The following is a 22,678-nucleotide window of genomic DNA, read 5'->3' on the forward strand; positions in this document are numbered from 1 at the left end:
GTAGGTGATGGCGAGCAGGTGATTGAACGCAAACGGTGAGGGCTTTCTGTCATCAATTGTGAGAGTTTGTTGTCACCCAGTGCGTGCTGGGCCGCTGAGGTGCGCTTGGATGTCGCGGTGGCGGTCGAGCTTGGGCGGGTGTCCTGGTCGCATGTGTGTCGTTGGCCGGATCTCGCCCTGGTCGAGGCGGGGTTCGATGATGCTCGGAGCCAGCTCGGTTTGGGGGATGGCTGGTCTCGGAGCTGGAGCTTGGCTGCGCGGTTCAGCGGCGATGAGGTCGTTGTTCCGGTGCGTGATCTGGCTTCGTTGCCGTTGTCGGGCAGAGAGCCGATGCGGCGGTTTTCCTGGGGCCGGGCACAGCGGCATCGTCCGGGCCTGGAGTTTCTGGTGAGTACCGGCCGCCTGCATGGGTTCGAGTCGTTGGCTGAGTCGCGGCTGTTGCTGATGCTGGACTTCGCCGGTGAGCTGGTCGATGTCTTGTCACAGCCGCTGAAGCTCCGCTTCCGAGCTTCCGATGGAACTCGCGAGCATGTCCCGGATTTCTACGTCGAGACGCGGTCGGGGCGGTGGCTGATCGATGTTCGCCCCTCTGGCCGGATCGCGGCGCGGGACGAGGTCGCGTTCGCGGCGACCGCGGAAGTGGCTTTGCTGCAGGGCTGGGGCTATGCGGTGGTGACGGGTTGGCGTCAGCCGGCGGAGGCGTCGGTCGACGCGTTCTCGGCACAGCGACGGCCGCTGGCGGATCCGCTCGGCATCGCGGCTCAGTTGCTCGACGAGGTGGGCGGGGGCGCGAGGCCGTTCGGGGAGCTGGCGGCGGCGACGTCGGCTCCGGTGATCGGGCGGGCTTTCCTGTTGCACCTGCTCTGGCATCGGAGGCTGGGCATGGATTTGGCCGTTCCGCTGACCGACCAGACTTTGATCACGGCGGCAGTTCGATGACCGGATCGCTGGATCTGGCCCCGGGGGCCACGTTGGTGCTCGACGGACAGGAGTGGACGGTCGAGCGGGCCGAGCCACAGTTCGGCCGGGTGGTGCTGCTCGACGGCGGCGGTCGCCGGCTTCCGGTGACCATGCGGTTCCTGATGAACCATCCCGACTGCCGGGCCTCGTCGACGGCGAGCGAGGTCGCGGCGGGACGGGGACGGCAGCAGCCGACGCTTGCGGACCTGACCGAGCACCAGCGCGCGGTGGTCGACCTTCGGCTGGCTCACCTGCTGGAGGCCGAGACCGGGTTCCGAGGCGGAGACCCGTTGCGGCCTGGCCCCGGGGAACCGCGGCCGGAGTTCGATCCGTCGGTCACGACGCTCACGCAGCGGCGGCTGGCGAAGGCGGCGGAGCTATCGGCCCTGGATCGTGAGCAGGCCCGGTTGCTGGGCTTGGACAAGGCCGGTTACCGCACGCTGATCCGCTGGGCGGCCCGGCGACGCCAGGTCGGCGCGGTCGGCTGCGCCGACGATCGGTGGCTGCGGCCGGGCGGCGGTCATCCCAGCGTCAACGAGCTGGTCCGCGAGGCGATCTTCGCCGTTCACGCCGAGACACTGCATCGCTCGCGAATGTCGTTGCGGGCCAAGGAACGCCTGATTCACCAGTATGTCCGCGAGTTGCACGGACCGGACGCGACAGCGCAGATTCCGGGCTACTACACGCTGCGGACCGTTTGGGCGGACTGGTTCGGTCCGGGCGGCGGGCGGCAGCGTTACGTCCGCTCGGCGGCGAAGCCGACGAGCGGCCAGCATGTGGTGATTCACCGGCCGGGTCAGGTCGTCGCGATGGACACCACGATCCTGCCGGTGAAGGTTCGGGAGACGGTGTTCGGTGATCCGGTGTCGGTTCACCTGACGCTAGCGCTGGACGTCTATACGCGGTCGCTGGTCGCGTTCCGGCTCACGCTGGTCTCCGACAGCTCGGTCGACGTCGCGATGGTGCTGCGGGACATCATGATGCCGTTGCCGATGCGCCCGGACTGGGGCGAGGACCTCGAATGGCCCTATCCCGGCTTGCCGGCGAACGTGGTCGCCGAGTTCGCCGGGCACCGGGTCGCCGGGCTGCCGTTCTTCGCGCCCGAGACGGTCACCACCGATCACGGATCTGTCTATCGCAACCATCACCTGGTCGAGGTCGAGCGGGTGATCGGCGCGAACATCCTGCCCGCGCGGGTGCTGCGCCCGACCGACAAGCAAGCGGTCGAGCGAGCCTTCGGATCGATCCGGTCGCTGCTGTTCGAGCATCTGCTCGGTTACACCGGGGTCGATGTCTATGACCGCGGCGCCGATCCGGAGGCCGACGCGACGCTCACGATCGACGCGATGGAGCACCTGATCGCGACCTGGATCGTCGCGGTCTGGCAGAACAGGCGGCTCGGTGAGCACGCCCCGAGCTGGGATCCGGCCGGGGACCACAGCCCGAACACCTTGTTCGCCGCGGCGATGAACCAGGGCGGCTTCGCGATGCAGATCCCGTCTCCGGAGCTCTACTACCAGCTGCTTCCCGCACACCACGTCGGCATCCACGGCCAGCGGGGCGTGAAGATCCGCGGGCTCTTCTACGACGGCCCGGCGTTGGAGCCTTACCGTCACGAGAAGTCGGTGCGCGGCGGACGGCACAAGGGAAAGTGGCAGATCCGCCGGGATCCCCGCGACGCGCGGACGGTGTTCTTCCAGGATCCGGGCACGCACGCCTGGCACACGCTGCGCTGGACCGGGCTTCCTCCGGAAGATGAGGTTCCCGCCTTCAGCGACGCCCGCGCCCGCGATCTGCTCGCGGCCGCCCGCGAGGCCGGGTTGAAGCCGCGCAGCGACGCCGAGCTGCTGCCGCTGCTGCTGGATCTGCTCGGCGCTCACGTTCCCGTCGAGTCCTGGCCCACCCTGGCCAAGACCCAGCGCACCGAGCTGGCTCGCGACACCACCCGAGGCCGCGCGGCCGCCGCGGACCGCTCCAGCGCCCGGCCGCTGCGGGAGGTCACCGCATCCCGGCGGAGCAAGCCCGCCACTTCGCCGGCGCCGCCCGGTCCGGCGAGCTGGCCCGAGCATTCCCGGACTGTCGAGCAGGCCGTCGACAGTGATCGGCGGCGACGGCGGGAAGCGCTCGGCGACGAGTCACCTGCCCGGCCCGCGCGCCTGGGGGATTCGTTTCGGCGCGGCAACCTGTTCCTGCTCGCCGCCGACGCGGCCGACACCGCGGAAGGCGATTCGTGAGCACCAGCCCCGATTCCGTTGCCAGCCCGTTCGTTCTTCCCGGGCAGATCCCGGACCGGGAGACCGTTGAGGGCTGGAAGCAGTGGCGCCTGACCCGCCACAGCTTCGTTCGTGCGCCCCGGCTCGATCTGGCCGCTTACCAGGCATTGAGCCCGCGGAAGCGGCAGTTGCACGACCTGCACCGCGCGGCCACACACGCGAACCTGCCACTGCTTGAGACGCCGATGACGCGCGCGGTCGGGCGGATCATGCGGTCGCGGCTGCAGACCAACGCGCTCAAGCACAAACCAACCACCCGGGCCGGGCTGATGATCACCGGCGGGGGTTACCAGGGCAAGACCGAAACCGCCTGCGAGATCGCGGCCGCGTTCGAGGATGCCTGGCTGGACATGCATGCCCAGCTCAACCCGAACGCCGTTCCCGGCACCCGCGACCTGCACGCTCCGGTCGCCTACGTCCAGACCCCGGTGACCGCGAAACCGAAAAGCACCTGCCAGGCGATCCTGGACTTCTTCGGCGCGGACCACCAGCGAATGACCCTTCCTCAGCTCACCCGGGCGGTCCGGACGTCGCTGCACGACCACGGCAACCGCGTTCTGCTGCTGGACGACATCACCCGGCTGAAGATGCACCGCGCCGACGACCAGGACACCCTCGACCTGATGCGCGCGTTCATGAGCATGCACACCACCCTCGTGCTGGTCGGGGTCAACATCCCCGGATCCGGGCTGCTGCGGGAAGGGCGCCACGATCCGCGCACCGGCCAATGGGTCTTTCCGCCACCGCGCGGGCACCTGGGCGACGACCCGTCCACCCAGACCGAACGCCGCTTCGACGTTGTCCATCTCGAACCGTTCAGCTATGACACCCCGGACGGCATCGCCGCCTGGACCGCGCACCTGGCGGGGCTGCAGGACGAACTCCGGCTCTTTGACGCCGGACCGGACATGCTCACCGGCGGCACGATGCCCGAGTATCTGTTCCGCCGCACCGGCGGAGTCGTCGGCCTGCTGGAACGGCTCATCGAGGAAGGCTGCACCGAAGCACTCGGCACCGGTGTCGAGAACCTGACCGAAGAGCTGCTCGACGGCATCATGATCAACCTCGGCAACGACCCCACCCGCGACCCCGAGGCCGGAGAAGTGCCCTCCGTCCCGGCAGTTTCACCACCCCGGAGGAAACGCAAGCCCCGCAACACTGTCCTCGACGACGCCGGCACCCCGGCAGCTACGGGGTGACCGATACATTGCTCAGGCCGCTGCCGCGCAGTCTTGACCCGTTGTTCGACGAGTCCATTATCGGATACTTGCTGCGGCTGGCCTTCAGGCTGGGTATCAGCCCTCAGCGGCTCGCGACGCTCACCGGCCTGGCCGCCGGCCATCACCGTCGATCGTTGGCCGCGTTCGCGCTGGCGAGCCACGTCGCACCTGCCGGCCAGCGGGCATTTGCACACGCGACCCGCCTGACCTCAGCCGAAACCGCGAACCTGTTCCTGAGCGTGTTCGGCGAACGTTACGCGTCCACCGCCGCGCCAACGACGACGCGATGGACAAGCCTGAACCCTCACGAGAGCTGGCTGTTCACCCGTTCGACCCGCTATTGCCCAGAATGCCTCGCGGGCACCGGAACCGAGATCGAGCGGCTTTTCGGCGGGCCTTGGCGCAAGACCTGGCGTCTTCCAGTCGTGTTCGCCTGCATTCCTCACCGCCGGCTACTCGAACACCAATGCCCCGCCTGCCAGCAACCGGTGCAGGAGCAGCGATCCACAGCGGTGTTGCGCTGGAACGATGCCTCCCTGCACCCGCTGCGATGCCGATTCCTGACACGATCAAACCCCTCCGACCCCACGACCGTCTGCGAGCACTGGTTACCCGATCAGCCCCCACCGGCCGTCGCGCTCTCTTCGCCGCTGCTGGACCTGCAGCACCGGTTCCTCACCGCGCTCGACCCGGCACACACCAGGAAAGCCGAGTCTCTCGGCACACCAACTACGTCGCGGCACTACTTCAAGGACGTGCAGCTGATCAGCTACCTGATCCGCGCAACCTGGCCCCTCGCTCACGACTTCGTCCCCAACGAGCCACTGGCGACCACTTTGGACACTTACATCCGCGAGCAACAGGAGAAAGCCCTGCGAAGTGCGAAAAAACGGCTCTCAACGGCTCGCGGCTTCAAAGTCACACACAAAGCCCCGCCGCTGCAAGCCTCCGTCACCGCGGCACTGCTCGCCACCGCAGACCAACTTCTACGACTGAACTCGCCTCGCGACCTTGTCCGCACCTTCGAACAGCTCATCGCCAGCGACCGGCCACGTCCTGATCAACCTCTCTGGCAAAACCCCGCGTTACCGCGAACACAACTTGGCTGCACAGAAGGACTCCTCGACGCACTCCGCTCGATCGCTCAGATCCAGATCCGAAGCCTCGCTGGTCGACGCACCACAACGGGGAGGGGACGGTGGACCAGATGAGCGCTGGTGACAGATGTGACTCACAAATGACAGTTACGGCTCACAGTCACACCCTCGGTCGGCTGCCGCCACGTCATCGCCATAGTTGACAGCTTATCCTGTCAAAACTAATTGACAAGTCAGGCTGTCAACATGCGGTGCCAAAGGCGCATGTCACCCGGACTCGTGATCGGGACGACGCTCGGCACTCGGCGGCGCGCTGCTCGGTATCGTCTGGACCATGCTGGACACAGTTGCCCGCACCTGCAGCCCTCACTGGATCGGCTGCCGCGCGCCGATGGCGTCTCGGCGCAGTGTTCGGAGGCCGGCGTGACGTTCTGGCAGACCCAGCTGGGGCCCTGCACCGAGAAGGACATTCCTGTCGACTCGGGCGACCAACGACTCATCGGCGAGATCTTCTGCCCTGAATGCGACAACATCCTCGCCCGGCTGCATGACCGCGCCGAGGGTGTCGGCCTCACCTCGTGGATGCGCGGCTCGTCGGTGGCCAACCCGCAGAGCCTGATCGTCGGATTCGCCTTCTTCTCCCTCGTCACTGCGGCGGAACCCGCCGATGACGAGGCTGCTGACCTGGTGTGCTGGCGCGGCCACGGAGATCTGCGGATCACCGGTGCGGACTGCCGGGCGGTCATCGATCGCTACCGAGGCAGGGGCCGGAAAATCCGACACCCCGCCACGCGTGTTCCGCACTCGGACGGCGAACCTTCGGTACCCTGATCGCACAAACGCATGCCTGAGGCGGGACCGCTCGCCACGTCGGGTTTGAGGCACCCGGCACGTCATCCTCAATTGGAGGAGCCGTGTCGGCTGCCCACATTGCCTTCATCACCGTCGCTGCCCTAGCCGCGGTGTGCATCCTGATCCACACCGCCCTCGTCGTCTACGCCGTGGTGATTGCGCTCAACACCAGCGACAAGAAGCGCCGGCAGGCCGCTCTGCGCGTGCTGCGGATGTTGTCGCCGGCGCTGTCGCTCAAGCTCGGGCCCGTGGCGATCAGCCGCGGCGAGGCGCCGGAAACGCCTGAGCGGCGGGAGCTCAGCGAGTAACGCTCTGACCTTGTTCGCGGTGGCGGGAACCGAGACGGCGCTCGCCACCGCGAACGGTGCGGACGCGGCCCGGCCAGCACGAGGTTGTCAGCCTCGAGGGTCTGGCACGAAGGCGGTGGCCGTCTTGAGCGTCTCGATCACGCACTCGGTCAGCTCCGCGCTGCTGCGCAGCGATCCGAGCAGCGCCCGGGCCTGGTCCTCATCGTCATTCCAGACCGCCGCGATGAACCGTCCGGCCCACCGCGCTGCAGGCGGGACCTCGTCGGCGGCCAGCTCGTCATCAGTGCTGGTGGATCGCCACCCCGGATACGCCGGTTCGCCGGGGACGTCGTTGGCGATCAGTCCACGGGCCTGGCGGCACCAGCCTTTCATCGCCCCGATGACCGCGGGCGTCCCGTGTTCTGTGCTGAACCGCTGCAAGAGTTCCAGCGCGCCATCCGGGCCATGCCAGTGCTCGCGCGCCGCGGCCGCGAACAGCGTGCGGGCTTCCGGCGCCCACGCCGCCTCCGGCACCGTCGTGTCCTGCGGGCCCAGCCCGGTCCGCACCATCTCGGCGGACAGCCGCAAGGTGGCGACGACCGCGTCACGGAAATCCTGCTCAGGAAACAAATCTGAGCACAGCGTGTCGATTAGGGCGCGCTGCTCCTCACGGTCGTCGCCGAAGCCGGCGGCCAGGAATCGCCCAGCCCAGAGCATGCCAGCCGGAACGGCGTCGAGTGACAGTGTCGCGCCGGTGGAGACGTCGATGGGCTCGAAGGACGGCTTCTGGCCGTCGTGAGGCTCGAACCCGGTCTCGAACTTGGCGTGGTCGACCCATTCGCGCAACGCGACGAGCAGTTGGTTCCCGTGATCGCGGGTGAACGCCGCGATCAGGCGGGAGATCTCGTCGACGGCCGCCGGGCCACGCGACCAGTCCATACGCACGGCGGCATCCATGAGTGCTTGGGCATCCGTCGCCCACTTCGGAGGGTTCATTCCGACCATCCCATCGCACTCCGCGATCGCGCTGACACAGGGTGACAACTATGGCAGGCGTCTTGGACACTTGCGGAAGGCAGCCCATGCGACCCGCACGCCCCCGTTTGTCGGCCCGATTTCAAGGTCGTGAGCGCGGGACCGTGCGTCACGGCGCGGACGACTTGGTGATGTACGGGGGCCGGGGCGCCGATCGTTCTCGGGGCACCCATTCGGCCGGCGGCTGACCGCCCTCGGCGGAGATCACGGGGCGGGCGAGCCGTAGGAACGCGTCGCGAGCGCCGCCGTCGGCACGGCCGGTGCCGCCGAGCAGCATGTCCGCGAACGTCACGACACCCCAGCTGGCGACGACGCCGTGACGAGCGAGGTAGATATCCACCGAGCCGATGTCGTGCCGGTTGCTGGTGTCGAGCCAGCTGCAGGCCAGCAGCCGCCACAGGCACCGCGCCAGCGCGTCCTCCTCGAGGGACGGTGCCGCGGTCACCTCGACCAGGGAGCGCCCGATGATCAAGTGCCCCTCGGCCCAATGCGGCACGAACACCGGGGTGGCGCAGCCGAGCGGCCCCGGCTCGCGCGGCGCGCGGCCGGGTGTGTCGCCTCGCCAATCCCGCAGGGTGCCGCTGCTCTGCAGCAGCTCGATCAGCGCGGCGAGCTCGGTGACGGCGTGCTCGGGCGCGACCCGCCGTAGGTCGTCGGCGTCGAAGTCCGGTTGCTGGTGGACCGAGGCGACGTCGGCGGGGAGGTTCCCGCCGCGCGCGCACGACTCCCACGCCGCCAGCACCCAGCACACCCTGGCCAGCCCAGCCTCGGCGCCAGGATGGCCGATCGTTGCGGGCGGCATGTGCTCGCCCGCGTAGGCGGCCGTGCGCTCGAGCAGATCGGTCAGGACCGGCTCATGGCCCGCGTCGGGCTCCGCGTCGACGCGGGCGGCGTCCAGCCAGCCGCGGCTGCCGGCCAGATACGGCGACCAGCGACCTGCCGTATCCCGCTTCGGCCGGGCCCCCGCGAACGACTGCCCCGCGTGCTCGGCCCACTCCCGGCTCGCCAGCCGCGCACGGACGGCACCGAGAAGAGCGCCTGTCGGTGCCCCGCCGTCGACCAGGAGCCCGAGTCGCAGCCGGAACGCCGTCGCCACTCGAGCCCAGTGGTCGGCCGGCACGCGGCCCGCGGGAATGATCGGCTGGCGATTCCCGGCGGCGGCCAGCCGGCGCTGGATGTCGCCGATCAGATTCGGTGTGCCCGGCAGATGCTCGGCACACCATCGGCCGAGGTCACCGTTGTGCAGCTGCGTTGCGAGGGACACGCCTCATCTTGGCATCGCGCTCCGAACACCGTGGCCGCGCTGTCCGGAGCTGCCTCGGCGCGCTTGGCAAGGGGCCGTTCCCGTCCGGAACGACACGGCGACCGAGCAGCCCGCGCTCACCTCCGATCGTCGGCGTCCGCGGAGGTCGTTGACTGGATCCTCGGCGGGAGCTAGCGCTGCGCCTTCGGCAGATAGCACGGCGTGGTGAACGTGAGGCGGACGTCGTGGCCGAACCGCTCCAGGTATCCATCGAGGCGGGCGCCGTCAGGGCCGGACAACGAGAACTGGGGCGGCTCAGGTTCAGCCGGGCCCGTTGAGCGGTGGGCCGGCGGGCCCGTGAAGCCGTACCGCGCGGCGACATCCCGGATGGCCGCATCGAGAGCAACCCACTGGGCGTCGGTGATCGCCGCGTACCCGACAACGCTCGCCGCGCCGACTCCGTGAAAGCCGTGGCCGCTCGGGTGATCCCAAGTGCACAAGCTGCCGCTCTCATCCAGCAGCGACGAGTTCGGCCATCGAAGTCCGGGCACCGCCGCGGCCGTGGCCCCGGCGAACTGCTCTTGCATCTGCCCGTAGCGGGCCTGAATGGTCTCGAAATCGGTCCGCGCCCGCATCGCGGCTACTCGCTCCGCCCGCTCGTCGGCCGCCTGCGCCTCCATCGCGTGCGTGTCGGGCCCAGTGCCGAGGGTGGCCCAGGAGTAAACGCACCCGGAGAGGAACAGCAGCCATGCCCCGAGCACCCACCATCCTGCTGAGCGTCGCCGGTGGACGGCGATCCCGCCGCCGATCGCGCCGGCCAGCAGTCCGGCGATCAGCGTCAACATCGGCATGCTCGCGACGAGATTGCGGATCGTCCCGTTGCAGATCGGCTCGAACGTCACGCACGGGAAAGGCTGCACCGCCACCGCCAACATGGTGTACAGCGCGGCCGCGACACCCACGCATCCCAGCGCGACCAGCCCCCACATCAGCGGCCAGGGGCGCCGGCGTGACGCGTCGAGAGCGCGCGGGCGGTGATCATCCGGTGTGTCCACTGCGGCGACGGTAGAGAACAGTTCTTGGGCGGCCAAGAGGGAAACTACTCAACGTATCCGCTGGTGTACCGAATTTACGTGCCGTTCCCGCGCATCGATCGCCGGCACCTCGCCGCGGCGAGCAGGTCGAGCAGCAACCCGCCGCTGGGGCGATGCCGGGGTCCCTTCGCCGCGATCCGCGCGGCGAGCGCGGCGTCCCGCAGCGCGCCGGCCAACGCCGGGTTGGCCAGCAGGGCATCCCGATCGACGGCGAAGTCGATCTCGGCGGCGGCCAGGTTCGCCGCGGCGACGACGGCGAACCGGCGGGGCAGCGCGTCGGTCTCCCAGGCCAGCATCGGTAGCACCCAGCCCGATGGCACGTGAACCAGTTCCCAGGCATCGAGCTCGCGCACCGCCTGCCGCAGGAGCAGGCCGTCGGCGACCGGGACGGTGCTGGCCGCGGGCAGGAAAGCCGTGGTCGGCGTCGAGGAGTGTTCTGTGGTCATCGGCATGTCCCTCCCTGGTCCTTCCCACTCACGAGATCCACGTGGTCCTTCTGATGATGATGATGATGACGCACGAGAGCACGCGTTCGATCGCGACCACAATCGAATATTCCGATCAGGAGGATTCCGGCGCTGCCTCGGCGGCGGCCGCAGCAGCCGAGGCAACGGCGGCGAGTGCGCGTCGGCCAGCACACCGACGACGGTGTGCTGGCCGGGCTGCTGCCAGCCGGTATCGCGTCGTGCCATACCCGGAGGCGGTCTGCGGGTAAGGGAAACAGAGCGACACAAGCGGTATGTCCACAGTGGATCAGTGGCGTTGTTGGTCACCGATCCGGCGGGGGAGCGTCGTGTGTGTCCGGCGGCGCGGACGTCCTGTCGTGGAGGACCGTGCTGGTCTCGTCGGCTGCGTCCACCGACATTCGCTGCATCAGCGGTGGTACCCGAGTCACGCGGTTGCCGAACACGGTATGGGAGAGCCTCACCGGCTCAGTTGTGCGCATCGCGGCCAGGACATCCCGTACTGTCGTGCCTCGCCTGGCCTCTGCCGCGGAACGCCGCAGGAGTTCCGCGGTTTCGTCGACGAGCACCATGACGGGTGAATCCGCGGCCGTGACGCGTCCAGGCTGACGACGCGCCCGCGCTACCTGTTCGATCATGCGCAAGGCCTCGGCCGTCACCTCGGCATCGCCGGGAATCCACTGCACCCTGCCGTCGGCCGTGGTGACGGCCTCGACGTCATGCGCGACCTCGGCCGGCTGGCTCGGTGAGGGCCCGGCGGTGCTGTCGTTGTTCATCATGATGTCCCTGTTCGTGAGGCGTTGCTCAGAAGTTGATCTCGACAGCCCACGTCTGCGGCGGGCCGGCCGGGACGAGGGTGACGCCGGTGACCTGCAGGCAGTCGGCGACCCAGCGTGCCACCACGTCGTCGGGGCCGGCGCTGGCGGGGTCAGAGGCGGCTACGGCAAGGGTGCCCTCGGCCACCGGGCCGATGCCCTCGTGCTCGCACACGAGCACCCAGGCGGCGTCGGGAGTACCGGGGTCGTTGATCTGGACCTGCCAGTCGCTGGGGATGGTCTGTGCTTGATCGGTCATCGTGGTCATGTCCTGTTCGTCATGGAGATGGTGGCCCGCATCGCGGGCTCCGGGGTGAGCGGGGGAGCGGCGAGGGTGTCCGCCAGGTGCCGCAGGTGCGCGGAGCCGACCGTGGCCGCGCCCTGCGGGTGCCGCTCGCGAAGGTCCCTCACGAACTCGGCGACCGCCGGGTGGCCGCCGGCGACGCGGCCGCGGACCGAGACCACGCACTCGTGCAGGATCCCGGCCACCACCAGCTGGATCGAGTCGGGTCCGAGGACCACCACGTCCACCTGGCCTTCGCGCAGGATCAGGCACCAGGCGAGCAGGGCGCGCACGGTCGCGGCAGCCGGGCGCGACCGCAGTTGCAGCGCGACCTCCGCCACGGCCGCCAGCTTGTCCAGCGCCACGTCGGCCGGGGCCACGTCGAGGTCGGGACGGGAGGCGAGCAGGGTGCGGATCTTCGGAACACCGCGCAGTACCACCGCGCGAGCTTCGACGTCGGCGGCGACCTGGGCGTAGACCCCGGCCTCGAGCGGTGCGCCGTCCTTCAGCCGGTCCGCGACGCGGCGCCACACCTCGGCGATCGCGGTGAGCTCCTCGGCGGCCCGGCCGTCGCCGACGTCGGCGGCCGCGACGACCAAGTCGTCGCGCTGGCCGCGCGCGAGCCGGCTGACCCAGCCTGCCCGGCACAGGCGCGTGAGGATCCGCTGCATCGTCGTGGTGGACACCCGCTGCGTCCCTTCGCTCGAGCCTGCCCGGCGGGGCGCCGGGCAGGCAGCGGCGTTTACAGCACGTGCGTGTCGACCTTGGAGGCCAGCCAGCCCGCGGGGCTGGACAGGTTCTCCGCCAGCCAACGAACCCGGCTGAGGTTGACCACGCCGCACTCATCGCGCAAGTCCTCGGCCCGCGCGACCTCGCTCAGCGCGTCGGTCCGGGTGATGCCGCGCTCCTCGGCCTGACGCAGCCGCGTGGCGAGCGCGCCGAACGCGCTCTCCGGGTCTGTGTCGGCGAGCAGTTTCTCGACCAGCTCGGGAGCGAATCCGAGCGCGTCGCTCACGGCATCTTCGGCCAGCGCGCACATCTCCTGTCGATCCATGTCGATGTCCATCGGTGTTTCCTTCCGGTCGCGGTCTAACTTGGGGTTCTGTGGGGTTTTGCGGCTTCCCTGGCGGTGTCCGTGTTTGGCGGGCACGGGGGCAACGACCAGGTGCATGCTCGGCGGTTCAGCCGAGATTGCCAGTGACAGCAAGCGTGATCATCATCGCGACGAACGCAACGATGATCGCCATCATCAGCTTGTCGAAGCCGCTGGGCTGCGTGCTCATCGGGTAAGTTTCGATCCTCCTTTCCGTTGTCCGGCAACAAATGTTCATGCGATCACTGTGACGGTGATCGTGGCTGCGGTGTCGGCGAAACGCCCGTTGGCCGCCAGTGTTTCTGCGACGTGGCTGCGAAGCTCCTCTGCCAGCGGCGCCGTCGAGGACCCAGCTGGCGCTGTGTCACGCCAGCGTGACTCGATTACGCTGACGGTGAGCTCGATCGTCACCAGGGTGTGCATCGGCGAGGGTGGCACCGCCGGAGACTCGGCCCGCTGCACCCCGATCGTTGCGGGTGCCTGATGGATCCGCTGCGAGCGGACGACGGTCCGCTGCACCAGGTCGACGATCTCCCCGGCACGATCAACCTCGGCCGACGCCGGGCCACCGGAATTCCAGCGCTGCCCTTCGACCTCGATTTCGATGCGCAGCTGGGTCAAGGTCGGTCGATCAAGCGGTGCACCGACCACCTCGAGCCCTCCGAGTTCATGGCGGATCCCGTCGAGCCAGCTGTCCAGGTCGCGTGGCGGCCGTGCCATCCCGTTGATCAACTCAACCTCCGCGCCCTGGATGCTGTAGCCCAGCGAAGTCAGGTGCCCGTGATTGCGCAGGACGAGGGCCACGACCAGTTGCTGGCGCAGGCTCCAGCCGCGGTCGATCCGGCCGTCGTGCACGTCGCGAACCATCCGGCAGCGCTGCACCACCTGCTCGGCAAACCGTTCAGTGCCGGCGTAGTCCAGGAAGGCGGCGCGCGCCGAGCCTTCGTCGAGCTTCGTCGGCACGAAGCCCGGGGGAGGACCGTCGGGGGCCTTGTCCACGATGAACGGGAAGGCCGGCTCGTCGCCGACGGCCATCCAGCCCACTCGCAGGCGCAGCGCGGCACGGATCTCCTCCAGCCAGGCGGGAACGTTCTCCGGCAGATCGGGCAGTGCCTGGGCCAGCTCGGCGATGCCGCTCGCCGTCGTGTGCCCGAGCCCGGCGAGGTGCTCGCCGAACTCGAGGACCAGCGCGACGGCGAGCTGGTCCCCGACTGGCCACGCCGCCGGGATGACGTGGTCATGGGTCTCATGCACGGCCCGGCACCGACGGAGGGTCTCCGCGGTGAGCCGCTCGAGGCTCACGACCAGCCGTCCTGTTCGGCCAGCGCCGCGGCGAGCCCGCTGTCCAGCGCCGTCACCGCTTCGACCATCCCGGCCGAGTTGTTCGACCTGATCCTCGGGCGCTTGTAGGACGTCTCCGCCCACCAGCTGTCCGGCACAAGCTTGCGATCCCGCACGATCTGCCCGATGGCTACGACGTTCACCCCGGCGCGGCCAAGGGACTGCAGCGCGGCTCCCAGCTCATCCAGATCGGTTCCCGGCGGAGTCATGTTCGGCAGGAGCTCCAGCCGTAAGTGATCGTCGCAGGCGAACTCGAACCTGACGAGCTGGTGGACGTACAGCCGCCCTCGGAACACCCAGCGCCAAGCGCTACCCAGGCCCTTGACGAGTCCTGACTTCCTCATCGGCCGCGCGCCTCCCCGTGTGTGTCCTGCTGCCCCGGCCTTCCGGGGCCGGTCGTCGCCTGCTTCTTCCAGTTCATAGTGCGTCGTCGATGCGATCGAGGAGGGTCTCGGCAGCAGACGCCCACCGCAGCCGCTTCTCGCGCAGGAGTTCATCCGGCTCGTCCTTGGCCTCGTGTCGTTGATCGCTCGCCCACTCCCGCAGCGCATCGGTGAGCACGAAGTAGGTGTCGTCATCTTCAAGATCAAGGTCGATCGTGATGCTGCGCCGAGGTGCGGTCATCGCGGCTATCGCGGTGACCAGCGAGTCGCGGGCTTTGGTGAGGGTGGCCACGACGTCGACCTGTCGCAGTGAGGTCGTGCCGATGACGAAGGCGCCGACCCCCTGTCGTGTCTCCAAAATCCCCTCCTCGACCAGGATTTGCTGGGCGCGTCGGATTGTGTCGAGACCACGTGCGGCGAACTCGTCCTGCAGGGCGGAGATGCCCGGCAACTGGCTTTCGACGGGATACTCGCCATTTTGAATGCGAGCGCGGAGCACGTCCGCGATCTCCCGATATCTGCTCACGTGACAAACTTACCACTACCCCTCATGGGGTGCAATAGGGAGTGCTTTGGCTGTTCGTTCCTCGTCCGCCGTGTTGATCCCGGAACGTCGCATCGGTAGTTCGTCGGTCGACCCGAGCGAGCTACGCATTTTCGTTTCCAGGAAAGGAAATCTCGATGATCCGTTAGGACGGCTTGTATGGTGAGAGTGACTGTCGGACCGGAGGAGCGATCGTGAGTCACCTGGCTGCTCGGCTGAGGAGAAGCAGCGTGCGGACGTTCGCCAGCTGGTTTCGCCGGCTCGGGCACGCGAGAGCTCTCAGGAGCGGACAGGCCCTCGCCGGCGCGGTGACGGTGCTGGGCGGACCGTATCCGGGGCGAAGCCCGGTGCTGACCAAACTCGTCCGCCAGAACCTCGCGGCCGTGTTGGCTGATGCTGGGCTGCGCCCGGTCTTCCCTGCGATGCGGGCGAATCCTTGGCGTGGCATGCAGCCCAGTGAAGAAACGGTCGTTGTGGTTTTGCACCCGCGCCGCGGCGATGCTGGACCGGGCAGCGGCGGTCTTGACCAGCGCATTGATGCTAAGCGCTAGCCGGTCAGACGCTCGTTTCACGTCGCCGCGGCGCAGGGTCATGGCGCTGCAGCCTGCGGGCAGGTTCTCGGGTCCCGATCAGCTGCTGCTGGCGCTCGGCAGGACGCTCCTTCGCGGTGGCGAGCCCAGGTTCTCACGACCTCGACGGTGTGGATCGTGCGTTGTTGTGGCTGTTGAGCGGGGCGGGGGCGCTGGGTACTTCTTCGGCAGTGACGACGAGGGCGAGGCGCTGGTGGCGGGGCAGGAACCGGACGTCGCCGGTGAGCCAGTCGTCGCGGCAGAGCCCAGCGTCAGGCCGGGCCCAGCCAGGCCGGGCCCACCGGTACAGCCGCTCCAGGGGCTTGGCGGTGAAGTAGCGCGGCAGCCAGCCGCCGGTGTTGGGGATCGGCGGATCGAGCGGTTCGCCGCGGGCAGCGACCTGGTGCAGGACGCGGTCGGCGTCCTCGCGATGGCGACGGCAGAAAGCGTGCAGCGCGACGATGTGTCCGGTGGCCAGATCGTGCTCCTCGACGCCGATCGTCGCCTGGCCGCCGCACACCAGCGCCGTGTTCGGCGGGGTGCTCGCCGTCGCCGTCGCCGTCGCCGTCGCCGGCGCGCTGCCGCGCGGGCGGTATGGCCGGATGCGCGGGCCCTGGCAGGTCACGCCGGAGCGCAGGTGGTGCTCGCGGCCGGGTTCGTAGCGCGGGGCGTCGGCGGCGAAGCCGAGCTTGTGACGCCATCGGCCGGTCTCGTCGCAGCCGAGCAGCCGGGCTGCCCGGGTGAGGCTGCTATCGGCGTCCGGGGCATGCCGCGCTGGGTCGCGCAGCCTGATCCAGGCCAAGGCAAGCGCGAGCTCGCGGATCTCGCCGGGCAGATGGTCGGCGTAGATGCGGGCCACCAGGTCGTCGTGCGCCTGGAGATCGGCAAGTTCGCGCGCAGCGTCACGCATGGGACCGGTGCAGGGCGTGCTCGGTCGCGGTCATGACGCCCCGTTCTGGATGGATGAGTGCCGGGCGCGCAGGGCCTCCCAGCGGCAAGCCAGCTCGGTGGATGCTGGCTCGGTCAGCGAGGCGTGGCGGAGGTTCCAGTAATTCGCTCGGCCGGCCGGCAGTTTAGTGAGCTGGAATTGCCGGACGAAGGCTCGGCCGGCGTCGGCAAGCAAGATCTCCGGTGCGTCGTCGGCGATCGGTTCGGGCGCAGGTAGCACCAGGCCGAGCTCCTCGGCTACGGCGAGGTGGGCATCGAATCCCAGCAGGGAGCCGAAGTGCGCGTAGACATCGCCGTCGGGCCGGGCGGCGCCGACGACGACGGCGAGTACGTGAGTCCAGGAGGTCATCGCGCTATTGAAGCGTAGAGGATGATCGCGGCGCCTCGACTCGAGGCGCCGACGTACGCGGCAGTGCCGGCGAGATGGAGGGCGCTGCTATCCATCCGGTTGTCGATCTACGACCACACTGACAACTCCCTGGCCAGCCAGCGACCCCCGCCCACCTCGCTGCGGCCGCTACTTTCGCACCCCCGGCAAGCGGCACCAGCTCGCCGTGTCCACAATCTACGACTGAGAAAGGAGCGAGGACATGATGGCGCGGTTCCAGCGGCTCACCCGTGACGACCTGACCACCCACACCCGCGACGAGCTCCTGCCACGGCTGGAGGCCGAGCAGGAGTACTGGGCACGCAAGGAAAAGCGCGGCCTGTTACCCGCTGATCAGCAAGCTCGAAAAGAGTTCTCCAACATGCTGTTCATCGTGCTCAATCCAGCCGAGCTCGCCGACTCGATGGCGGAAACCACGGCGTGGCTCAGGGGCGAGCGCTCGACGGATTCCGCGTACTTCACGGAGAAGCCCCTCCATGGCATGGACCGCCAACCTGATGCCGTGCCTGCGGCCGCAGCACGGCGGACGTGTCGCTGATCGGGCATCCCGGACGGCGGTTCGCGGCTATGGTGACCCCTGTGACGGAGATCGATATCGCCGGCCTGAAGAAGGAGCAGGTCCTGGCCGCGTTGTACAACAACGCAGGTGCAGTCGGCCTCGGGTCTCTGCACCCCCATCAGGGAACGACCGCCACCGAAGGCTGGGCGCGGCAGGCGTGGCGCACTCAGGGCGAAATGGTGGGTCGATCGTGGCGAGGACTTCGCCGAATCAAGCACATTCGCTTCGACTATCTCCACGGCCGTCTGCTGAAAGTCACTTTTCGCGGTACGTCGGTGGACGTCACGGACTTTGACCGCCAGTACGGTCCCGGTACCGCGAGCTGCACAATTGATCGTCTCCGCAGAGGTGGATCGATCGACGACTCCGGCAGCTGAGTCCGGGTCAAGGGCGCATCCGCCCAGTTGCCATTTTCCTGGAACGCCTCAGGAGTTCACTCCCGGATGCTTAGGCGTCGATGGGCTCTGGAGTGCTGGAGCTAGGCGAGCAGTTCGGTCAACTCCTGGTGGGTCGCGATGCCGGCGCTGGCACGGCCCGGAACGCGAGGGAGCGAGCGCCAGCCTCCGGCTCGCCCTTGGCGAGCAGGTGCGCGACGGTGCCGTCGGCTCACCTCGGCCCAGGGCTTCGGGTTCAGGAGCGGCCCGCGAAGTCGCCCAGGTAGGCCCCCTCGGCGTAGCTGCCGCCGCCCTCAGGGGCGATGACCATCTGCTGACGCTGACCGTCCCCGGCAAGGAATGACACGCGGATTTCCCTGTCCATGCCGCACTTCTCTGCGACGATGTCCGCGCTGGCGCCTTCTGAGTCGAGGCCGCTCAGCCAGCCCCGGACGAACCGTCGCTGCTCAACGGTCGCCGACGCGGGCATGGTGACCTCCTTCTGGCCCACCCGGATCACGTTGATGTTTGCCGCGTTCATGGGGCGACGATCCTTCCAATCGGTGCAACTTCGTCCGGGGATGACCCGCGGGCGGGTGCCGCCACGATCCTCCTCCGCCACTTCCGTCGAGAATCCACCACCCATCGGCCTGCCGGTCTCACCGACTCGATGGGCGGAAACGGCGTGGCTCAGGGGCGAGCGCTCGACGGATTCCACGTACTACACGGGAGACGCCCCGCACATGACCCCGCTGAGGATCACGAGTCGGCCGATCGTGCCCGGCTCGGGCGCGCGGCCGAGCCCGTCCCGACGGGACAGCGTCATGCAGGCGACGGGCCAGCCAACTCGCGTAGGCGTCGAGCGGCCCACTCCAGTCCGGCGATCATCGTGTCCAGCTCTGCGTCTCCGGTGATGCGAATCGTGCCGCCGCTGGCGTCAGCGGGTTCGAAGACAACCGCACCGGAGTAGTCGGGAGTCGTCACCGTCACGGCGTGCTGACTGCCGTCACCGCCTTCAAAACCGGAGGTCTCGACGGTTACGTCGACCGTGATGGCCAAGCCACCGAAAGACTTGCGATCACCCTGCATGCCCACGAATTCGCAGCCTCTCCCGGTGCACCGACTGTTGCGGACCTACAACGTACCGTGCCGACGCTGGTGCGGTCCGTGTGCGGGCAACCCACCCGGAGTTCAGGTCAGCGCTGATCGTGTCGATCCCGCGGACCCGCCCCGTAGGCCACGGCGACCTTGAGGACGACGACCAGGCCCGATGCGTCGACGCTTTGTCCCGCGCGGTTAGGTCCCATTACGTGGGACTTCGCCCGCCCCATCACCGTCCGACGGTGATGGGGCGGGCAAGTCATGGCGATGCAACGTCTCGACCGGGCCCCGAGGCGATCCGAGGACCCGTTCGGCGACGGTGGCCACGACCGCGTCGGCGGGAGTGCTGGCCGGGGTGATCGCGATGAAGTGGTCGCGGGCGTCGCCGCGGCCAGGGTGCAGAGAGACGTGACGGCCCTCGGGTAGCCCGTCGACGACCAGGACCCAGACACTCGCGGCCGCGCGGTCACGCATCATGCGGCAGCGCAGATCCAGGGTGCCGCCGGGTTCGTAGCCGAGTCGCTCGGCCACGGCGAGGCTGTCGGCCGCCAGCCCTAAGCGGATCAGCCGCCCGGCGATATCGATCTCCGATGCCGGCACCGCGTCGACCAGTTCGGCCAGCGGTCGGCGGTCCTTCCAGCCCTGGGTCAGAATCTCGTCCCGCTCGGGATTCCAACGCCGGGCTGTGTTGTGGTCGAGGTTGGCCTCGGCGTCGAAATCCGGGTCGGACGCGAGCAGCCCTCGCAACACCACGTCGGCGTCGGCCCGCAGCACGGTGGTCTGGAGTTCGGGCGGGAGCATCTTCTTGCAGCGGGCCTGGACCGCACTGACCCGGCGCTGCAACGTCTCGGCGAGATCGTCGAGGGGGACACCGTTGCGGAGCCCATCGAGCAGGGTCGAGCTGTCCTGGGCCGACCAGGTCGCCCCGGCGCGCTGAGGGGCGGGTTCGGAGGTGGTGTCCTGGCTGTTAGTGCTCACATGGTCACGCTAGCGGTCTCGGCCAGTGCTGCCTTCCGTGTCGGCGGGACACCCCAGCGCCTTCGGTGCGAGATGCTCGGGCGAGTGTTCAATGACTTGACATGTGCAATCACTGAACATACCGTTTTCGCATGGTGAAACCGAAGCCCGAGAGCGTCCTCAGAGACCTCCAGGCCTGCGACCGCATCCGGAACTCTCTGCCCGGCCTGCGCGCGACCGTGCTCGCCCTTGGCTGGTCCGTCGGTCTCCGCAACATCAACGAACTCGCCCGGGAGGTCGACCTCTCCCGTGGCACCATCTACAAAGACCTGCGCAGCCGGGGCATCAACCCCAAGCTTCGCGACGAACCCGTCGAACCGACCTACCCGCCGATGTCTGGTCAGGTGATCGCCGATCTTGCTTCCCTGATCGCGGCGTACGCCGCCGCGTTCAGGCAGGAGGGCGAATCCCCGACCAGCGATCCCAAATTCGTGTTCTGCGCCGGCGCCCTGCTGCAGCTCGTCGGCCGGCTCGTGGAAACCCCGCCCGATGACGCGATCGACGACGACTGGAAGCACGAGGACAGCCGGGCATGGCGGCTGGTGGACATTCTCGACGACCTGGAGACGCTGCTGGAGATCACCTGCTCCGCGCTCGCCGAGAACACGACGGACGCGCAGGCGGCCAAGGCCTTTTCGCGAACGGCCATGACTGACACCGCGTTCGACGCGTATGTCGAGGCCGCCACCTTCCGGCTTTCCCTGCCAGACGGACGAACCGTCAACGTCGAGATCACCCGGGACGAGGGCGAGCTGCTCACCATCCGCGGAGACGATCCCCGCGAGGACACCCAGGCAGACCGCCGTGAACACCTCGCCCTGGTGAACGGCTTCCGATTGATGGCGGAGGCCATGAAACCGCGCTTCTCCACGAAGTCGCCGCAGAATCCCTGAAACCCCTGGGTCGCCGGGGATGCTGGGAACCCAGGGAACACCAGGGGCGCCGGTGCGAGCCGAGGTGCACATCAGCAGACCCAGACCGGGCAGGCAAGGCCGCGCCGCTGCGCGGTCGGCTGCGCCGAGCCTTCGCCTGCCCGGCTTCAGCCTGCTGACCGCCACCGCGTCCTCGACCGACACGCCACCTGGAGGTTCCCAGTGACCATCGTGACCAGCTCCGCTACCTCAGCCGAGCGGGCAGCGGCTGCAGCCTTCGCGCACGTGCCCCCGCCCGCTGCCAGCTCACCCGAGGCGGACCTCTTCGATCGCTGGTTCGTCCTCGCCCGGCACGGCGGTCCCATCACCTTCGACCTCGTCGGTCGCGCCCTCACCGACCTGGCCACGGACGCCGGTTGGCGCCTCGACCAGCCCGCCCGGCTTTTCGCGCCGACCTCGGATCACGGGCCCGGAACGACCGGCGTCAAGTTCACCTACGCCCGCACCGGCCCGGATGGCGAGACCGACTACCTGGCCGTCGCCGGCCTGGACAACCAGCCCGCTGAGATCCACCTCAATGGCACACCGCTCACCTGGGCCGAGCTCTGCGCGTTGCTGGCCCGCAATTCCCACCCGCTCCAGCCGACCACCCCGCGCCCGTGACACCACGACCGGATCGGTGAACGACACCGATCGCCCTACCTGGCCGAACCACCCGCCCGCTACCGTGGCGCCTCAACGACCGCGAGCCACAACGACTCCGAGCTCGCCCTTGTCGGTCCGGCGCCGATCACATCCGCGAAAAGGGAAACCCATGCCTTTGCCTTACACCACAAGGAAACCGCTCGATGTCGCGCCGGACCTGTTCAACGCCGACGGTGTGCTGGCCATCGTCCTGCACGGCACCCGCGACGACAACGAGACGTTCGAGCCCCTGCCAGGCACCGTGCTGCTCGACGAGCAGATCACCGGTCTCACGCCCGAGCGAAATGCCGACCGCGTCGTCGGCGACTGACGCCCCGCGACAGGTCTAGAGTCCGCGGGCATGGACCAGGCAGCGCTGATTGTGGCGATCGTCTCCGGGCTCATTTCGCTCGGCAGCGTCGGCTACGCCCGCATGGCGGCGCGGGCCAACAAGCGCTCGGCGGTCGCCGACGAGACCACAGCCGCGCTGGAGGGCGATCGTCGGCACGCCGAACTCACCCCGCGGCTGCGGGTTCGGTGTACCCCGGCCAACGCCGGCTCCCCGGACTCCAAGCTCACCGTGGAACTGCTCGGCCCGCCCGAACTTGGCGGGCTGGACGAGCTGGTCGTGACCATCCGCAACGACAACCCGTGGCGCGGTCAGAGTGCTCCTCTTGCGGGCGGCCCGTCTTCCGAAGCCGTCGCAGCGCACCTGTGGAGCCCGCTGAAGTTCGTGCGGGGCACCGGTCCCGGCGCCGATCCAGCGTTCGGCGTGCCCGGCGCCGATGACACCGGCCGCACCACGCCGACCAGCGGGTTGCCCGTCGGCGAGATGTTGCCGTTCTTCCTCGAGCCCACCACTCCGCCGGTCTGGTCGGAGGGCCAGACCAGGCAAGACTGGCGACGCGAGCGCGGCACGGTCCTGCGGTTGAGTTTTCTGTGCCGCAAGGACGGCGCGGAGTGGACGCTGGTCGGCGAGATCGACACTCAGACCGACAACCCGGTGATGATCCCCGAACGGCACTGACCTCGCAGTCACTCCCGGCGCCCACGCCGGACTGGCCGAAGAGCGGGGATTCATGTTCCTGCCCGCGAGAATCCCGACCCTGCTGCTGACCTCGGAGAAGGTCGGGGACCCCCCAGCTCGGGGCAGCGAGCCGGCGAGTTCGGGGCGACCGAGAG

The 22,678-nt window shown here is 68.7% G+C and carries 29 protein-coding genes; 13 read left to right on the forward strand and 16 right to left on the reverse strand.

Translation table 11 applies throughout. The annotated features are described in order from the left end of the window. Positions 1–105 precede the first annotated feature (105 nt). The 6 genes from QQ657_RS09340 to QQ657_RS09365 all read left to right on the forward strand — a co-directional run bounded on the left by QQ657_RS09340 (position 106) and on the right by QQ657_RS09365 (position 6,710). Complete coding sequence (locus tag QQ657_RS09340) at positions 106–939, forward strand: TnsA-like heteromeric transposase endonuclease subunit (protein ID WP_284741712.1); 834 nt, start codon at positions 106–108, stop codon at positions 937–939. Further along, positions 936–3,194, forward strand: a complete 2,259-nt coding sequence (locus QQ657_RS09345; protein ID WP_284741713.1) for a hypothetical protein — start codon at positions 936–938, stop codon at positions 3,192–3,194. Before QQ657_RS09340 ends, QQ657_RS09345 begins: the two co-directional genes overlap by 4 nt. Then, positions 3,191–4,432 (forward strand): TniB family NTP-binding protein, encoded by a 1,242-nt coding sequence (locus QQ657_RS09350; RefSeq protein ID WP_284741714.1) that lies wholly within the window; start codon positions 3,191–3,193, stop codon positions 4,430–4,432. The genes QQ657_RS09345 and QQ657_RS09350 overlap by 4 nt, the downstream gene beginning before the upstream one ends. Beyond that, positions 4,429–5,664, forward strand: coding sequence for a TniQ family protein (locus QQ657_RS09355; protein WP_284741715.1), 1,236 nt, complete (start codon positions 4,429–4,431; stop codon positions 5,662–5,664). Before QQ657_RS09350 ends, QQ657_RS09355 begins: the two co-directional genes overlap by 4 nt. Before the next feature lie 309 nt (positions 5,665–5,973). Continuing rightward, positions 5,974–6,381 (forward strand): hypothetical protein, encoded by a 408-nt coding sequence (locus QQ657_RS09360; RefSeq protein ID WP_284741716.1) that lies wholly within the window; start codon positions 5,974–5,976, stop codon positions 6,379–6,381. Positions 6,382–6,464: 83 nt separating this feature from the next. Continuing rightward, positions 6,465–6,710, forward strand: coding sequence for a hypothetical protein (locus tag QQ657_RS09365; RefSeq protein ID WP_091628367.1), 246 nt, complete (start codon positions 6,465–6,467; stop codon positions 6,708–6,710). A gap of 87 nt (positions 6,711–6,797) precedes the next feature. Here the strand turns inward: QQ657_RS09365 and QQ657_RS09370 are convergent, their stop codons facing one another. From QQ657_RS09370 to QQ657_RS09420, 11 genes are all read right to left on the reverse strand, one after another. Next, complete coding sequence (locus QQ657_RS09370; RefSeq protein ID WP_284741717.1) at positions 6,798–7,634, reverse strand: hypothetical protein; 837 nt, start codon at positions 7,632–7,634, stop codon at positions 6,798–6,800. Positions 7,635–7,833: 199 nt separating this feature from the next. After that, entirely contained in the window at positions 7,834–8,988 is a 1,155-nt protein-coding gene (locus QQ657_RS09375; RefSeq protein ID WP_284741718.1) for a hypothetical protein, read from the reverse strand. Between the two features lie 170 nt (positions 8,989–9,158). Next, positions 9,159–10,022 (reverse strand): LppA family lipoprotein, encoded by an 864-nt coding sequence (locus QQ657_RS09380; RefSeq protein WP_284741719.1) that lies wholly within the window; start codon positions 10,020–10,022, stop codon positions 9,159–9,161. Between the two features lie 74 nt (positions 10,023–10,096). Continuing rightward, entirely contained in the window at positions 10,097–10,507 is a 411-nt protein-coding gene (locus QQ657_RS09385; protein ID WP_284741720.1) for a hypothetical protein, read from the reverse strand. A gap of 323 nt (positions 10,508–10,830) precedes the next feature. Next, complete coding sequence (locus tag QQ657_RS09390) at positions 10,831–11,304, reverse strand: hypothetical protein (protein WP_284741721.1); 474 nt, start codon at positions 11,302–11,304, stop codon at positions 10,831–10,833. A gap of 25 nt (positions 11,305–11,329) precedes the next feature. Further along, positions 11,330–11,599: a hypothetical protein gene (locus QQ657_RS09395; protein ID WP_284741722.1), complete on the reverse strand. Its 270-nt coding sequence runs from the start codon at positions 11,597–11,599 to the stop codon at positions 11,330–11,332. A gap of 5 nt (positions 11,600–11,604) precedes the next feature. Continuing rightward, the gene (locus tag QQ657_RS09400; protein ID WP_284741723.1) at positions 11,605–12,309 is read right to left on the reverse strand and encodes a hypothetical protein; all 705 of its coding nucleotides are present in this window, start codon (positions 12,307–12,309) and stop codon (positions 11,605–11,607) included. Between the two features lie 56 nt (positions 12,310–12,365). After that, complete coding sequence (locus tag QQ657_RS09405) at positions 12,366–12,689, reverse strand: hypothetical protein (RefSeq protein WP_284741724.1); 324 nt, start codon at positions 12,687–12,689, stop codon at positions 12,366–12,368. 261 nt (positions 12,690–12,950) lie between these two features. Then, on the reverse strand, positions 12,951–14,018 hold the full coding sequence (locus QQ657_RS09410) for a hypothetical protein (RefSeq protein ID WP_284741725.1): 1,068 nt from the start codon (positions 14,016–14,018) through the stop codon (positions 12,951–12,953). Then, a complete protein-coding gene (locus QQ657_RS09415; RefSeq protein ID WP_284741726.1) occupies positions 14,015–14,401 on the reverse strand; it encodes a hypothetical protein in 387 nt (128 codons plus the stop codon). Before QQ657_RS09415 ends, QQ657_RS09410 begins: the two co-directional genes overlap by 4 nt. Positions 14,402–14,474: 73 nt before the next feature. Then, positions 14,475–14,966, reverse strand: a complete 492-nt coding sequence (locus tag QQ657_RS09420) for a GntR family transcriptional regulator (RefSeq protein ID WP_284741727.1) — start codon at positions 14,964–14,966, stop codon at positions 14,475–14,477. Between the two features lie 248 nt (positions 14,967–15,214). Between QQ657_RS09420 and QQ657_RS09425 the strand changes: the two genes are divergently transcribed. Next, complete coding sequence (locus tag QQ657_RS09425) at positions 15,215–15,535, forward strand: hypothetical protein (RefSeq protein WP_284741728.1); 321 nt, start codon at positions 15,215–15,217, stop codon at positions 15,533–15,535. A 133-nt stretch (positions 15,536–15,668) separates the two neighbouring features. Here QQ657_RS09425 and QQ657_RS09430 read toward each other — a convergent pair whose 3' ends face one another. Together QQ657_RS09430 and QQ657_RS09435 are read right to left on the reverse strand one after the other, a co-directional pair. Further along, positions 15,669–16,463, reverse strand: a complete 795-nt coding sequence (locus QQ657_RS09430) for a hypothetical protein (RefSeq protein WP_284741729.1) — start codon at positions 16,461–16,463, stop codon at positions 15,669–15,671. A gap of 30 nt (positions 16,464–16,493) precedes the next feature. Then, on the reverse strand, positions 16,494–16,850 hold the full coding sequence (locus tag QQ657_RS09435) for a hypothetical protein (RefSeq protein ID WP_284741730.1): 357 nt from the start codon (positions 16,848–16,850) through the stop codon (positions 16,494–16,496). Between the two features lie 241 nt (positions 16,851–17,091). Here QQ657_RS09435 and QQ657_RS09440 point away from each other — a divergent pair, with 241 nt between their 5' ends. Together QQ657_RS09440 and QQ657_RS09445 are read left to right on the forward strand one after the other, a co-directional pair. Further along, the gene (locus QQ657_RS09440; RefSeq protein ID WP_284741731.1) at positions 17,092–17,427 is read left to right on the forward strand and encodes a hypothetical protein; all 336 of its coding nucleotides are present in this window, start codon (positions 17,092–17,094) and stop codon (positions 17,425–17,427) included. A gap of 41 nt (positions 17,428–17,468) precedes the next feature. Then, a complete protein-coding gene (locus tag QQ657_RS09445) occupies positions 17,469–17,825 on the forward strand; it encodes a hypothetical protein (protein WP_143086427.1) in 357 nt (118 codons plus the stop codon). Positions 17,826–18,078: 253 nt separating this feature from the next. Here the strand turns inward: QQ657_RS09445 and QQ657_RS09450 are convergent, their stop codons facing one another. From QQ657_RS09450 to QQ657_RS09460, 3 genes are all read right to left on the reverse strand, one after another. Continuing rightward, positions 18,079–18,540 carry a hypothetical protein gene (locus QQ657_RS09450; RefSeq protein WP_284741732.1) on the reverse strand — a complete coding sequence of 154 codons (462 nt, stop codon included), beginning with the start codon at positions 18,538–18,540 and terminating at the stop codon, positions 18,079–18,081. A 104-nt stretch (positions 18,541–18,644) separates the two neighbouring features. Next, the gene (locus tag QQ657_RS09455) at positions 18,645–18,917 is read right to left on the reverse strand and encodes a hypothetical protein (protein ID WP_091628395.1); all 273 of its coding nucleotides are present in this window, start codon (positions 18,915–18,917) and stop codon (positions 18,645–18,647) included. A gap of 201 nt (positions 18,918–19,118) precedes the next feature. Then, a complete protein-coding gene (locus QQ657_RS09460) occupies positions 19,119–19,901 on the reverse strand; it encodes a hypothetical protein (RefSeq protein ID WP_284741733.1) in 783 nt (260 codons plus the stop codon). 131 nt (positions 19,902–20,032) lie between these two features. On the opposite strand from QQ657_RS09460, the gene QQ657_RS09465 reads away from it, so the two are divergent. The 4 genes from QQ657_RS09465 to QQ657_RS09480 all read left to right on the forward strand — a co-directional run bounded on the left by QQ657_RS09465 (position 20,033) and on the right by QQ657_RS09480 (position 22,523). Further along, complete coding sequence (locus QQ657_RS09465) at positions 20,033–20,833, forward strand: hypothetical protein (protein WP_284741734.1); 801 nt, start codon at positions 20,033–20,035, stop codon at positions 20,831–20,833. A gap of 201 nt (positions 20,834–21,034) precedes the next feature. Next, complete coding sequence (locus QQ657_RS09470) at positions 21,035–21,475, forward strand: hypothetical protein (RefSeq protein ID WP_284741735.1); 441 nt, start codon at positions 21,035–21,037, stop codon at positions 21,473–21,475. 151 nt (positions 21,476–21,626) lie between these two features. Beyond that, the gene (locus tag QQ657_RS09475) at positions 21,627–21,827 is read left to right on the forward strand and encodes a hypothetical protein (protein ID WP_284741736.1); all 201 of its coding nucleotides are present in this window, start codon (positions 21,627–21,629) and stop codon (positions 21,825–21,827) included. A 30-nt stretch (positions 21,828–21,857) separates the two neighbouring features. Next, the gene (locus tag QQ657_RS09480; RefSeq protein WP_284741737.1) at positions 21,858–22,523 is read left to right on the forward strand and encodes a hypothetical protein; all 666 of its coding nucleotides are present in this window, start codon (positions 21,858–21,860) and stop codon (positions 22,521–22,523) included. Positions 22,524–22,678 lie beyond the last annotated feature (155 nt).

The organism is Amycolatopsis ponsaeliensis (genome assembly GCF_030182635.1).
Taxonomy (GTDB): Bacteria; Actinomycetota; Actinomycetes; order Mycobacteriales; family Pseudonocardiaceae; genus Amycolatopsis; species Amycolatopsis ponsaeliensis.